Genomic DNA, 14,593 nt, shown 5'->3' with positions numbered 1-14,593 from the left:
AATAACAAAAGGACCCCTGTCCAATTGTTTGAAATAGCAAATTATAAAGATGTTAAGTGTAGAAGAGAGGCTTGATGTATTTCATTGTAAATTTGTTTAAGTTAGTTTTTAGTTATGTTTTTTTATTTGAATTTTTGAAATTAAGTGTTTCCAAAACATCAATTAAAAATATCACATAAAAGTAAATAAATTCTGGATTATTATCTAGAATAGATTTAACAAAACATAATACTTTTTTTGCATACCTGTGTGTTAGAAAACATACAAATTTAAACGGCAGCATTCAACCATTTTCGATTATGTTTAAAGCATAATCTATTTCAATAGATGGTTTATTACTAAAAATCACCGACTGGTGCAGATAGGTAATCATAGGTATTGGAAGAATTTCCCAAAAGCCGGATTAGAGAAAAGCTAAACTCGGATACCCGCTGCAATGTTTTTTTATCATTTTTATAGTTAATTTCTGATAGTGAGATTCTTCTTACCTCATTCCCTGCGCGGTTTTGTTCGTTGTCTACCTTAATTATCAACTTCAAAATTTTCAGGGAGCTTTAAAATTAACAATTGGCTCCGAAAAATTTCAAACGGGCGGCAGAACAACACCTATAAATATTCTTTTTGCTCGCATTTGGATAGCTATTATGATTTTTACAGTTTTTGAAAAATAGAGTTTATTATTTAGTTAGAGCTTAAAAAAAACTGCAATTTCGTCGCAGATACTTTAGCTTCTATAAAATTTCAGATATAATAAGATCCAAAGATAAAAGACAGAAAAAAATACTTCTGTCTTCCAATTAAGTATTATGGTTCTTTTGAATTTTATTCTTAATCTATGGACCTATGTATTTTCAATGCATTATGGTTTATTTTTTCTGACTAAGAATTTCTGAAATTGAATTTATCGCATTATATAATCAGTACCGTAAGGATACCGTTGCGGCCTTCTTAACATGGAGTTTGCTACATCGTTATCAACAAACTTTTCTGCTTCAGGATTCCATTTCAAAACACCTGGAATTTTCATCGCAATATGGCTAATCAAACAAACCGTGCAGGCGCGGTGTCCAATTTCTACAGGTGAAATGGGTTGCTTCCTCGATTGAACACAGTCCAGCCAGTTTCCATGCTGTTCTTCGCTTACATACAGGTGAATTTCATCGTCGCCAATCTGCGATCGTAAAATATCTTCGCTGCTTGCATCCAGTGCTTTGGTTGAACCCTCCGGTATAGGGTCGCTTGCTGTAGCCCGGTATGCTCCGCGGGTTACAAAGATCCATCCATCAGTACCTTCGTACCTGATTCCGTTTGGAAAACCACCGCTGGTATAAACCGTCATCCCGTTAGCATATTCGTGTTTTACCATAAAATCACCATGTACATTCCAGCTTCCCGATTTTGGAAACTGGGCTACTGTTTCAACTGAAATGGGACCTGTGAACTCTGTGTCCATTCCCCATGCAGCTGAATCGTAGTGATGTTGTCCCCAACCGGTAATCATTCCGGCACCATAATTTTCATGACGTAACCAGCCCGGGCGATCGTATCCTTTCTGCGGATGAACCAGGTTTTCTGTGTAAGGAATTTCAGGTGTTGAGCCCAGCCACATATCAAAATTCAGACTTTTCGGAACCGGCATTTCTTCAAAAAGTGGCCCGGAAGGATCGCCGGGAAGGCCGATTTTTACAGTATGAACCTTACCAATCCGGCCGTTTCTCACTAACTCAGCAGCTCTTCTGAATTGAGGAGAGGAGCGTTGTTGGGTCCCCACCTGTAAGATCACACCCTGGCGGTGTACGATATCACTTAACAACCGTCCTTCAGTAATAGTTAACGAAGTTGGTTTTTGAAGGTAAATGTCCTTTCCAGCCAGAGCAGCTTCAATCGCAGGTTGGGAATGCCAGTGGTCGGGTGTACTGATAACAACCGCATCAATGTCTTTGTCGAGAAGCATCTCTTTGTAATCGGCATACATTTTTACATCAACCGCATTGTTGCTTCCGGTTTTTTCATTGTAATGATCTTCTACTAATTTTTTTCCATCGGCCATCCGGTTGCTGTCAAGGTCGGAAACAGCCATGATTTGCGCCACTTCGTGTTGCCATACTCCCGGCATGTCGTGCCCACGCGCAATTCTTCCGCAACCAATCTGCCCAATATTTATTTTGTTGCTCGGCGCGCTTTTTCCAAAAACTGATGACGGAACAATCGTTGGAATTATCATTGTTCCGGCAGCTGTTGCAGCCGTTTTTTTTATAAAATTTCTTCTTTTCATGATATTATTTTTTGGTTTAGTAATTATTTCTTTCTGACCGAAGACAGATGATCAGTGCTCAATGTCAATTATTTTATGTTGTTTTTAAATGAAATTAGCATATTCATCAATTTAAATGAAAAATCGTAATATGACTGAAATTCTTCATTTGAGATATATTCTCTCATTTTTGCTTTGTACAAACATGTTACAACTTCAGCTAAAGAACGAATGGAATATCCTACAAATCTTTTTTGTTCCGGATTTGATTGACCAATAGAACCTTCTGAAATATTCAGAGCAACAGAATCAGCAGCTCGTCTGATTTGCGAAGACAAATTATAGATTTCTTTGGGTGGGAAATTGTCAGTCAAAGTATTTATTTGTTCTCCGAATTTCATTGCATCTTGCCAAACTACAAGCTTTTCAAATTTGAATTTCATTTTTTTTAGTTTTTTCGTCACCCACCATCGGTCATCAGTCACCGGTCAACTGTTACCAGTCATCTGTCACCGCTTATCTACCTTCTGTTGTCTCAACCGGTATTATTCTTCCTTAAAGCTCTCAAACTCTCCGGCAATATCAGCCTCCAAATGGTCACCGGAATGAACCAGCACCCGGTATTTTAAATGTATTTTTTCTCCTTTTTTCAGCGAAATGAATTCATCATTTTCGGGCCAGTACATCGGAGTGGGTGAGAAAAATCCGTAATCGCGTGTAAACCACGGTGCAGGGTACCAATCGTTTGAGGGGTGTTGCAAGATGGCCAACCCTTCGGTTTTTCCCATTCTTTCTCCGTAGTAATCCATCCAGGCAGAAGCTTTCCCAAAGGTATTCTTTTCTCCTGTTTTTCCTTCTGCATTTATCATTGTTCCTCCGTTGATAACAGCCAGATCCGGATCCATCCTCACACTAAACAGAGAGTGGTTTGTTTTACTAATGGTTACATCCAAAAGCATTTCAATTGTAATTTCAAAATCAATTTGAAACATTTCCTTAGAAGGAGCGCTTACCGTTATTTTTCTGATGTCTTTAACCGGAGCTTTAGCCCCCGGGCGCTTCCATATACACTCATTTTCGATTACGGCTCTTGGACCGCCTGTTTCAATAATATCTTCGCGCAGAGATAAAATTTGCCCGCGTTCCAAACCTTCCTGCCAGTAATTGCCACCGTTAACTTTATCGCATCCAAAAAACAAAGAACTGTGGTGCGGATAATTGGCGTTTCGCGTCGAAGTGACACCGGCATTTGAGGGACCATTTACCGGGTAAAAGAAAGGGTATTTTTCAAATTCTGAGACAATGTAGCTGCTAAATAAATTTCCGTTTATACGGAATTCAATTTTATCGCCAATCTTTTCAGCAGTTATTTTTTGTTGTGCTAATGTCCCGGAAAATGTGGAAACAATTAGCAGGTATAGTAAGATTAATTTTTTCATTCTTATTGAATTTATAGTTTAATTCTATGTGTGAATCTGTGGCGAAAAAGCATATACACAGATTTATTAATTACTGTTTATTTTGGGTATTTTTGCAAAACTATTCCAATACATTTCTGCTGTTTCAGCATTCATCTTTCCATCAAAAACCACAACGCGGTATTTTAGTGTGTATTCTTTTTTGGGCTCCAGTTTCCAGTCGTCGTGGCGAATAGGAACAAACTCAAAATACATGTCGCCCCTTCCACCATTGGCATCGAGCGGCCAAACGCGCATGGGTTCGGGGTGCATGCGGTTTGAAGGATGACTTAAAAACAATAGTCCGGAACGACCTTCTTCGGTGTCCGATTCTCCTTCCACAATACACCATCTGGCATAGGAGCCATCAGCATCTAAACGGGTTTTGTTGTCTGAAGTCAGTACAGTGCAGTTGTTCTTGTGCCATTTTTCAGTGGCACGGAAACCAATTCCACCACCGTAGCGGTAAGCCTCAAGCAGAATCCCGTTTCCCAACGGGCTGTTTAACGACGTGGTATAGTCGAACATAAAAATATCTTCACCAAGATTCCAGGCTCTTATATCCAAAATTTCATTCATAGCTACCTGGTCTTCACCTTTGGCACCAAAATCGATATGCTGCTGAAGTACCTGAAAGCCACTGTAAATATTTCCTTCCGTTTGAGAAAGAAAACTGGTAAATTTTACTGTGCCTTCACCGGAGCCTAAATTCCAGAAATCAACATGGCGGCCATCGATGCTGGTTTTTGTCCAGGGACCCCAAATCCCGTAATGATGATAATGATCGGGCGGTTGTATCCGTGATAAGATCTCACCACCGGGAGACCATAGCGGGTGAATGAAACCAGAACGTCTAAATATCGGATCGATGCTATCCGGCGGGAACGTTGTCGCAAAACGGTAATTCAGAATTGGTTTCTCACCGCTAAAAAGATGCAGATCTTTGTGGTCTTTTTTTAAGGCGATTCCCAACTTCCCTTTGGGAATTTTATCTTCCAGCTTTAAAACATATTCTTTTTTAACCTCAGCTTCGGTTGTTCCCTCCAAAAGAAACCAAAGCCGGGCTGAATATCCCAACTCGATCTGGCACGGAACTTCCACTTCTTTTCCATTCAGAATCTCATACAATACGAGTTTTCCGTCATCCGAATTGTAATTGATTCCGTTTAAAGGTACTGAAACCGGGGCGTTGATTCTTTTTTCAGAAGGTTGAACTGAAAACCGTAATAATTCCTGCGCAGTTGTTTGCAGCGATAAAAACACATACATCAGGATTATATAGTATTTTATTTTCATTTTTGGTTTGGTTGAATAAAATTACAAGTTACGTATTTCGTTTTCAATCGTTTCTTTAAAAATAAGAATATTCTCGGTGGAGACATTTGGAGGCATTCCTCCTCCGCACGACCAGATTACCCTGTTTTTATCCCCAAAGTCATTAACCATTTTTATGGTTTCATTTTTTACCTGTTCCGGTGTTCCTTCAGCCAAAACATCACGAGGTGGAAGGTTTCCGATTAATGCCACGTCGGGTCCGGCAAGTTCCCTTATTTCTTTCATTGAATGTTCGAAACTGAAATTAAAAAGTTGTACACCCATTTCCGTTAGATAAGGCGTTGAAATCAGACCCTGTGCATCGTTGTGAAAAAAATTGAGCCTGGAGTCAAACGCCTGAAAGATCTTTTTGATGTACGGAACGGCAAACTCTTTACATTCTTCGTCGCCCACAAAGCCCACAATATCATCCAGTACGAGGATGCCTTCAATCGATGGAAATTTCTCTTTTTGAAACTCCAGCCAGTTTGTGGTGAATTTTGTAATGGTATCCAACAACTTGTGACTATTTTCCGGATCCATCATCAAGGCCATCAAAAACTCGGTGGTTCCCATTAAAAAAGAGGCAATGTTTAAAGGGCCGCGAACGATGGCAAATCTTATTTCATGGCCCATATCCTGAATAGATTTTTGACAATTCACAAGACGCTGAATAACAAAAGGAAGCAGCCCATCGGTTTTGGGATTAGGTATTTTTAGACTGCCGGCTTCCGAAATATTGCTGATGATCTTATCTGCGTGAGGAAGGTTGTATTCATTCCAAACCAGTTTTGCTCCAAATGCCGAAGGTTCGGTACACATTCCAAATTCCGACCAAAACCCGGGAAGGAATGTGATATCCGGAAAAGTTTCAATAGCCTTTTTGTTGGTTTCAAACCAAATTTCTTCAGATGAATAGTACTGCATTGTTGAAACTCCAGCCCATCCAGGCAACCAGGGGCTGTCTATAATAAATCCGGTTACCGGGTTTTTAGGTGTTTTTCCGTTTACCGTTTTTAGTAGGATTTCCCATTGTTCGTTTGTCATAAATTTAGGTTGAAGTTATTACAAATATATGGAGATAATAAGCAGTCTGACAGTACTTTTTTAGCAATATATTGTACTTTGTTTGCAAAATTGTTAATATTGGTGATGAAAATAATGCACGAGCATATTGATTTTCCGGGGCGCTCAGCAATCAAAGTAAAAAAGCGCGAAGAACCAGGGTTTACCTATCCGTGGCATTTTCACAGCGAATATGAATTGTTGTATGTGATCGACGGCACAGGAACAAGTTATGTTGCCGATTCTATTCAACCGTTTAACTCGGGCGACCTGGTTTTACTTGGGAGTAATCTGCCTCATTTCTGGAAAAATGATGAGTCATATGAATTGGTAGGCAGCCAAAAGAAAGTGAAATATGTTGTCATTCAGTTTCCTGATGATTTTTTTCACGACCAAATATCGAAATATCCGGAGTTTCGTCTGATTGCCGATTTGCTTGAACGTTCAAACCGGGGAATACGGTTTCAACCTAAAGTAGTAGCACAGGTTTCTAATTTGATACTTGAAATTACTGATTTAAAAGGTTTTGAGCGAATTATCGAGCTAATGAAGGTATTGCAAATGTTAGCAGAGACCAACGAATACGAGTTGCTGGCAGGGGAATTTTATCAGCCGGAAAAGTTTGAGATTGACGGTGATAGGCTAACAAGTGTAATGCACTATATCAACATCAATTACCAACACACTATTAAGCTTGAGAAAGTAGCTGAAATGGCACATCTTCACCCTTCGGCTTTTTGCAGATTTTTTAAGGAAAAAACCGGAAAGTCGTTATTGGGCTATGTTAACGACATGCGAATAAGTTATGCCTGCAAACTGATTATTGAGCATAAACAAACAATATCTCAAGTATGTTTTGAGGCTGGTTTTAATAATCTCTCCAATTTTAACCGGATATTTAAAAAACATACAGGATTTACTCCTACCGAATATTACAGGCAGTTCAATAAAAACTGATATGGTCAGTTAAATTTCAATGTTTGTTTTTAATTTAGAAGAATCAAAAAAAAGACAAAGCCAAAAAGCTACATCATGAATCGAATTCGTCCTTTGCTTACTGTTTTTATTTTCTTGAATATAACTGCCTTTTCCCAGGAAATTGATTTTTTGCCCGATGATTGGGAGAATCCTGCCGTTTTTGAAAAAGGACAAAATGCACCACATGCTTTTCATATCCCTTTTTCATCAAAAAAAGAAGCTTTTCGAAATCATATTTCAGGCAATAAAAACTACCAGTTGTTAAACGGGCTGTGGAAGTTTAAATGGGTGGAAACTCCGGACCAGGTACCGGAAGCTTTTTGGCAACCGGATTTTGAAGTGGAAGAATGGAATGAAATAAAAGTCCCTTCCAACTGGCAAATGAAAGGATATGGCCACCCCAAATTCAGAAATGTAAGACTCACTTTTGAAAGTGATCCTCCCCATATTCCTGACTATTATAATCCTGTTGGCTGTTATAAACGCAAATTTACAGTTCCTGCAAGTTGGGTAGAAAAGGAGGTGATGTTACGATTTGAAGGTATAAAATCGGCTTCATATGTTTGGGTAAACGGAAAACGAGTAGGCTACAATCAGGGCGGATTTGAACCTGCCGAGTACAATATTACTCCATTTATAAAGGAAGGTGAAAATGATTTGGCTGTTGAAGTGATCCGTTTTTCCGATGGGTCGTATTTGGAAAACCAAGATATGTGGCGGCTTTCAGGTATTTTCAGGGATGTAAAACTGTACACGCAGCCCAAAACATTTATTCACGATTTTTATATCGTTACCGATTTGGACAACGATTATAAAGATGTAACACTAAATGTTGAAACTGAGATATACAATACGTTAAAGGATTCTGCGGTTTGTTCGCTGGAAATTGATGTTTTTGATGCCAAACAGCGATCCATTCTGACAGATGGTGCTCCTGCTATTCAATTTTCAGTTCCGGCTGATTCTTCTAAAAAAGTTTCCCTTTCAACGGTGGTTATTGACCCCAAAAAATGGTCGGCAGAATATCCGAACTTGTATACCGTTCTTTTTCAACTTAAAACTAAAAACGGGAGAATACTGGAAGCTTTCACCAAAAAAATTGGATTACGTGAAGTGGAATACAAAAATCATATTTTAACTGTAAATGGTGTGCCGGTAAAATTAAACGGCGTAAACAGCCACATGCACGATCCTCTGCACGGACAGGCAGTTCCGCTTCAGACTTTGCGAAAAGATTTGATTTTTATGAAACAATTCAATATCAATTGTGTACGAACCTGCCACTATCCGCCAACGCCGGAATACATTGAAATGGCAAATGAGCTGGGGATATATATTTTTGATGAAGTGGGTGACGAGGCACATTCAAATACCCAGCTTTCAAAAGATTCGGCCTGGACCGAAATGTATAAAGACCGTTCGCGAAAACTGGTGTGCCGAGACAGAAACAATCCGTCGGTGATTGTATGGAGTGCGGGAAATGAATCAGGAAGCGGAAATAATATTAATGAGGTGATTCGGACCGGTAAGAAAATTGATCCAAGCCGACCTGCCTGGATGTACGGAGGAAACGAGTTCTATATTCCTTATGAAGATTTGGTTGGGCCGCGTTACTGGGCACCCATCGACTATAAAAATCTTGCTGATGGGAAAGTTTTGGGTATAGGTGATAAACGCGCTTCTTTTATGGATGAATACCTGGCAGCAACCGGAAATGGTTTGGGCGGAATGGATGAGTACTGGGAATGGATTTGGAAGTATCCAAGGTTAACGGGGGGCGCCATTTGGGATTGGGTGAGCCCGGCAATTCAAACACAGCGTTGGATTTTACCCGATTTATCGAACCATAAAAATGACGGGCAAATTATGGGACGGCCTGTTTTTGAGCAGGGCGTCTATGGCTGGGGACTAGCTTTTTCAGGACATGATGATTGGGTGGAGTTTTACCGTGCCCCAAGTCTTGATATTACCGGAAATGAGCTTTCCATAGGCTTTTGGGTAAAACCTTCTAAAATTCCTCAACCAAATACCTTTGTTGCAAAAGGGCAATTTCAGTACGGTATACGAATGGAAAATGAAGAAACACTCGAATTTTATATCCATAGCGGAAAACGGATTTCAGCAAAATCAAAGGTCGATGAAAATTTTTATGAAAACTGGCATCACATCGCCGGTATTTACGATGGCAAGTCGTTGAAATTATACGTTGATGAAAACATTGTAGCAGAAACCCGTTTTAGCGAAACCATAAGCCACACACCTTTCCCACTTTGTATTGGCCGAGAAGCCGACACACAGGATCAGGGAGAATATTCAGGCAGGTTGTCGGAAATGACGATTGATGAAGTGCGGGTATTTGACAGAGCTGTTCCGGTTTCTCAGTTGAAAGAACCTGTATCCGACGAAGTTTTAGCACTCAATTTTGAAGAAAATAAAAAAGGAGATGATTTTTTTGCTGTTGGATTGGGGGGCCGTACCTACGGAATTATCTGGCCCAACAGGGAGATTCAGCCCGAAATTCACCAAATAAAAAAATCGGGGCAGCCGGTTCACATTGAATCTGTTGATATTGAAAATGGAATTTTAAAGATAACCAACCGGCATCACTTTAAAAATTTGAATGAACTGGCCGGAGTGTGGGAATTGACCGTAAACGGTGATACAATTCAACATGGTTTTTTTGAGACAGACCTTCCTGCACAACTATCAAAAGTAGATACCATTGATTTTAGAATACCCAAAGTTGAAATTAACTCGGAGTGCCTGCTGACGATTTCTTTTCAGTTAAAAGAAGATACGAAATGGGCCGAAGCCGGGCATGAAATTGCCTGGGAGCAGTTGTATATAACGTCTCCGGTTTATAACCTTGAAAATGAATTTAAAAAAGGTGAGGTAAATGCTTCGGAAAATGAGAGCCAAATACTAGTCACCGGGAGTAATTTTAACTATGTGTTGGATAAAAGAACGGGTAAATTAATGTCTCTTCAGTTTAACGGTAAAGAATATGTTGAAGATGGCCCTGTTTTTAATGTCTGGCGGGCGCCATTGGCGAATGATATCGACCCCTGGGGGAGTTATTTCTTTGAAAGGAGTAAAATGACAGATGGGCTGGGACGAAGTATCGACAATCAGCTGCGTAGCATGGGAATGCGTGATCTTGAGCCGGAAGTTCATGAAACAGAAATTATTAAAAAGCCGGGGGGAGAAGTTGTGGTGAAAATTAAGGCTTTTTCAAATTCTTCGTTGCCCGCCAACAAAAGGTTAAATGGGAGAGGTTATTTCTCCGCTTTTCAAAGAAACGAAATCTGGACGGTATTTGCCGACGGAACCATTCAACTGGAACAGGAAATTATTCCCTACGGCCCTATGCCGGATATGGTGCCTAAAATTGGCCTGCAATTTAAGTTACACAAGGAATTCAATATGGTTGAATGGTATGGTCGTGGGCCGTTTGAAACCTACCCCGACCGCAAAACGGGTGCAAAGGTTGCCGTATATAAATCGAATGCTGATAAGATGTATACGCCGTATGTGATTCCGCAGGATTATGGCAATCGCACTGATGTGCGCTGGCTAAAAGTTCAGAATAAAAATGGCGACGGCTTGTTAATAAAAGGGAGCGAATTACTGAATTTTAGTCTGCACAAATATTCCACTGATAATCTTTCCAGAGCAATGTATACTTATCAGCTAAACGAAGCACCCAATACCATTTTGAATGTGGATTATGAAGTTTCAGGTTTGGGAGGCACAGCCATTCGTCAATTGCAAAAATACAGGGTAAAGGCGCATGTTGGGAGATATAAACTAACGATAAAGCCGTTTTAACAAAGGATTAACTCCCTTCTACATCTTCCAAATCGCCTGAAAGATCTTCGTTAAGGTCTGTGTTTAAAAACTCGCCCTCGCCCGGAAGAATGAGTTTAAAGTTTGTAATTTGATCAAGATCCAGTGTTCCTTCATCCAACTCAAATTCCAGCACATGACCGCCAAATGTTTCATCTTCCGAGATAAAGTGAAGGTGATAGCCCGGCACATTAATTCCGGTTACAAAAGGCGGACAATAATAACCGCATAAAGTTCCGGAAACCGACTGAATTTCAAATTCAGGTTGGTTTGCGGTTACTTCCACTAAAGGAGGGTAAGGTTTTTGCTGCGCCGGGACACTTCTGGTTTTTACGTAGTTAAAATTTCCCTGTAACCGTATCGCGTAAAATAAATTGGGGCTCACGATCAACGTGTCGATTGTATTCTTCAATTCTTCATAGGAAAAAGAATTTAAACTATAATTGACTTCCGGGGCAAAATAGGTTACTGTAGAAAAAGGTGTCTTTGTATCTCCGGAAGGTTTGTATATTTTTCCGTCACCTCTAATCTGATAGAAAGTTCCGTTATAAAAAAGCATTTCACCGTCAAGCGAATTAAACGTTCCAATCCCAAAATCTCCCCAGCTTGTTAATTTATTTAGCGTTGTTTCGCCATCAAATACTCCCTGCAACAGTGCATCTATGGTAGAAACTTGTACAACAAGCTGTTCGTCAATCTCGTTGGTTTCTTCTTTTGAGCAGCTTAAGAAAAATAGAAATAAAAATATGCTCAGGCTTATTTTATTAAATTTGAAGATGTGTTTCATATCTAAATTTTTTTGTGAAATTATGGAGTCTAATTCCTTTGGAAATAGTGCGATGAGAATGAGACCCATGCCAAAGGGCATAAAAGAAAGAATACACAGCACATGTTATTTTCACTATCAATACTTCCCATAAGGTTATTGTCATATTTCAATTGAATGAGCCCCGTTTATGGGGATTTTAATTTTGTTTGGCAGTCTCAAAATCAGCATAAATAGAAAAAATTGAGCTAAATCCTGAAATGTCGAAAATCTCTTTAATTGAAGGTTGCATGGCAAACAATTTAAATTTACCTCCTGTACCCATCATTTTTTTCTGAATGGTCAGAAAAACACGAAGTCCGGAACTGCTAATGTAATTGAGAGCACTGCAGTCGAGATATATTTGCGAGACATCATCTTTGAATATATCGTTGACAGCATTCTCAAACTCGTTGTAATTGGTTGTATCGATTCTTCCTTTTACAAAAATTATAATTCCATCATCGGTTTTTTGGCTTGTAATTTCCATTTGAAAAAGTAATTTATTTTGATTGATATTTTTTCTATAATTTTTTCACCATTAAAAGTTGGTTTGTAACACCATCCCGCCGGTAATTTATTTCATCCATTATTTGTTTGATAAGAAAAATCCCCAACCCACCAACTGGTCTTTCTTCTGCCGAAAGGCTGACGTCGGGATCTCTTTTTTTTGTCGGATCGTAATATTTTCCCTTATCTTTTATAATAATAGTCAGTTTTTTCTTTTTCAGGACAAATTCAATTGTAATTTTATTTTTCGAGTCTTTTTCAAAAGCGTAAAAAATAATATTACTCAACGCTTCTTCAAGCGCAAGGTTTATCAACGATTTCAATCCTTCTGCCAAATTCCACTCTTTTTCCAGCAGATCGAGAAATTCGACGACACGGTGTAACTCTTCGACCGAATTTAGAATAGTGAGTTGTTTATTTTTTTGTTCCATAATAAATTATGCTCATCATGGTTAAATCATCGGATTGGATGTGACCGTTTACGTGCAGGCTAACTTCCTTTGTTACTTTTTCGATAATTTCTTTTGGAACTGATTCGGCATATTGTCTGATTATATCGAGTAAATGGTTGTCTTCAAAGAGCTTATTGTTTTTGTCTTCAGCTTCCGTTAGCCCGTCAGTGTATAAAAATAACTGGTCGCCTGCTTCGATTTGAACAACCTCTTCCGAATAGTTAAAATCTTCAAATAAACCTACAGGAATGCCTTTTGTAATATTGAAAAAGTTTGCTTCTGTTTTATTCTTAATAAGAATTGGCGGATTATGCCCGGCATTACAAAATCTCAGCCGGCCTGTGGTTATCTCTAATATGCCAAGGAAAAATGTGACAAACATATTTGATTCATTGTTAAATGAAAGGGTTTTGTTAATCGAACCAACAATCTCTGCTGTACTTTTTTTATTGTCGGCAACTGATCGTAACAATGTTCGTGTAACAGCCATAAAGAGAGAAGCCGGGATTCCTTTTCCTGAAACATCGCCTATAGCAAAACACAGGTGTTCTTCATCCAGCAGGAAAAAATCATACAAATCACCACCAACTTCTTTGGCCGATTCCAACGACGCGAAAAGATCAATTTCCTTTAAGTTTGGAAAGGGAGGGAAAATGCGCGGAATCATTCCCATCTGAATTTCTTTGGCTATACGAAGCTCACTTTCGATTTTTTCTTTTGCTGAAGTAGTTTCCTTTAGATTAACAATATAGTTATCGAGTTCTTTTTGCATGAATTCAAAAGAATCATGCAGCTCTTTCATTTCTTTGCTATTGCCGGCATTCGGTAATCGGGTGTTAAAGTTTCCTTCAGCGATCGTTCTGGCTGAATCTGCAAATTTTGCCAGCGGACTTATTTGTTGATTTATGATTTTTATTGTGAAAAAGAGAAGTAATCCCAGTCCGGCAAAGGCAAGCAGAAGGATAATAATATTTAAGTTTTGGAGGCTTTCAAACATTTCATTGTGAGGATATACGACACCCAAAGACCATTTTGTAGACTGAATGGGAGCGTAATAAATCCAGACTTTGCCCTTGTCTTTCAAATTAAGGGAAGTTAAGTTACTTTGACCTTTAATCATATTACGCCCAATTTCTCTCATTTCAGGTTGCTCCATTTCTTTCGCCTGGGTAAATATGGATTCATTCATTATTTGCGAATGATTGGGATGGGTAACGTAAACACCATTTCGTGACAAGAGGAAAGCATAACCGGTATCAAATATTTTTACTGAATTTACGATTTCAGTCAGCCAATCCAGAGAGATGTCGATAGTTATAATTCCACCCAAAACCTGTTGACCTTCTTTGCTCATAAAAAATGGCACGGAGTAGGTTGAAAGTAAAGCCTCGGCACCTCCTTCATCGTAGTAGGGTTCAGACCAGTAAGGTTGTTGCAGTATGGCCGGAATCTGGTACCAGTCCATGATGAAATAGTTGTAATCAGGCGACCATAAATCGATAGTATTAATTCTGGCACCGTTTCGGAATGCATAAGGTGCATATGCCGGTGTATTTTCTGAAAAAATATGGGGCTCGAATGCAATGGCACTGGCATAAATTGCCGGGTTGTTTTTGACCAGTTGTGCCAGAAAATATTGTAATGAATCTTTTGGTATAACCCCTGTTTCAATAATCCACGCAAGGTTTTCAGGTAACTTTTCAGCAGGTTCTATTACTTCCTCTATTTGGTTGATTGTATTCTCCGCCAGGATAACGGCATTTTCCCTTGTTGACTCCTGTATCGCTGCGCGCGTATAATAGTAGTAAATTGAAAAGATAATAGTCCCTAATCCGATACAGAAAATCAGAATTCGTGAAATAATTTTTATTGAAAGGTTGCGTTTTTTCATCCTTAATTTCTCCGGGATTTG

The 14,593-nt window shown here is 39.1% G+C and carries 12 protein-coding genes; 2 read left to right on the top strand and 10 right to left on the bottom strand.

Going from position 1 to position 14,593, the window contains the following annotated elements; translation table 11 throughout:
• Positions 1-338: 338 nt before the first annotated feature.
• From K5G00_RS16650 to K5G00_RS16625, 6 genes are all read right to left on the bottom strand, one after another.
• Entirely contained in the window at positions 339-539 is a 201-nt protein-coding gene (locus tag K5G00_RS16650; RefSeq protein ID WP_238767318.1) for a hypothetical protein, read from the bottom strand.
• A 362-nt stretch (positions 540-901) separates the two neighbouring features.
• Positions 902-2,275, bottom strand: a complete 1,374-nt coding sequence (locus tag K5G00_RS16645; protein WP_238767317.1) for a Gfo/Idh/MocA family protein — start codon at positions 2,273-2,275, stop codon at positions 902-904.
• Between the two features lie 68 nt (positions 2,276-2,343).
• Positions 2,344-2,697, bottom strand: a complete 354-nt coding sequence (locus K5G00_RS16640) for a four helix bundle protein (protein ID WP_238767316.1) — start codon at positions 2,695-2,697, stop codon at positions 2,344-2,346.
• Between the two features lie 102 nt (positions 2,698-2,799).
• Positions 2,800-3,693 (bottom strand): DUF6807 domain-containing protein, encoded by an 894-nt coding sequence (locus K5G00_RS16635; RefSeq protein ID WP_238767315.1) that lies wholly within the window; start codon positions 3,691-3,693, stop codon positions 2,800-2,802.
• Between the two features lie 66 nt (positions 3,694-3,759).
• Positions 3,760-5,007 (bottom strand): DUF6807 domain-containing protein, encoded by a 1,248-nt coding sequence (locus K5G00_RS16630; protein WP_238767314.1) that lies wholly within the window; start codon positions 5,005-5,007, stop codon positions 3,760-3,762.
• Between the two features lie 21 nt (positions 5,008-5,028).
• Positions 5,029-6,072, bottom strand: a complete 1,044-nt coding sequence (locus K5G00_RS16625; RefSeq protein WP_238767313.1) for a uroporphyrinogen decarboxylase family protein — start codon at positions 6,070-6,072, stop codon at positions 5,029-5,031.
• Positions 6,073-6,186: 114 nt separating this feature from the next.
• Here K5G00_RS16625 and K5G00_RS16620 point away from each other — a divergent pair, with 114 nt between their 5' ends.
• The gene (locus K5G00_RS16620; RefSeq protein WP_238767312.1) at positions 6,187-7,047 is read left to right on the top strand and encodes an AraC family transcriptional regulator; all 861 of its coding nucleotides are present in this window, start codon (positions 6,187-6,189) and stop codon (positions 7,045-7,047) included.
• Positions 7,048-7,122: 75 nt separating this feature from the next.
• Positions 7,123-10,896 (top strand): beta-galactosidase small subunit-related protein, encoded by a 3,774-nt coding sequence (locus K5G00_RS16615; protein WP_238767311.1) that lies wholly within the window; start codon positions 7,123-7,125, stop codon positions 10,894-10,896.
• Between the two features lie 7 nt (positions 10,897-10,903).
• Here K5G00_RS16615 and budA read toward each other — a convergent pair whose 3' ends face one another.
• The 4 genes from budA to K5G00_RS16595 all read right to left on the bottom strand — a co-directional run bounded on the left by budA (position 10,904) and on the right by K5G00_RS16595 (position 14,572).
• Positions 10,904-11,701 carry an acetolactate decarboxylase gene (budA, locus tag K5G00_RS16610; protein WP_238767310.1) on the bottom strand — a complete coding sequence of 266 codons (798 nt, stop codon included), beginning with the start codon at positions 11,699-11,701 and terminating at the stop codon, positions 10,904-10,906.
• 178 nt (positions 11,702-11,879) lie between these two features.
• The gene (locus tag K5G00_RS16605) at positions 11,880-12,209 is read right to left on the bottom strand and encodes an STAS domain-containing protein (RefSeq protein ID WP_238767309.1); all 330 of its coding nucleotides are present in this window, start codon (positions 12,207-12,209) and stop codon (positions 11,880-11,882) included.
• Positions 12,210-12,243: 34 nt separating this feature from the next.
• Positions 12,244-12,660, bottom strand: a complete 417-nt coding sequence (locus K5G00_RS16600; protein ID WP_238767308.1) for an ATP-binding protein — start codon at positions 12,658-12,660, stop codon at positions 12,244-12,246.
• Positions 12,644-14,572 (bottom strand): SpoIIE family protein phosphatase, encoded by a 1,929-nt coding sequence (locus K5G00_RS16595; protein WP_238767307.1) that lies wholly within the window; start codon positions 14,570-14,572, stop codon positions 12,644-12,646. Before K5G00_RS16595 ends, K5G00_RS16600 begins: the two co-directional genes overlap by 17 nt.
• Between the last annotated feature and the right edge of the window lie 21 nt (positions 14,573-14,593).

Origin of the sequence: Maribellus maritimus, assembly GCF_022267315.1 — a bacterium.
Taxonomy (GTDB): Bacteria; Bacteroidota; Bacteroidia; order Bacteroidales; family Prolixibacteraceae; genus Draconibacterium; species Draconibacterium maritimum.
The sequence above is the reverse complement of the archived record's forward strand: the minus strand, read 5'-3'. Positions and strand labels throughout refer to the sequence as shown.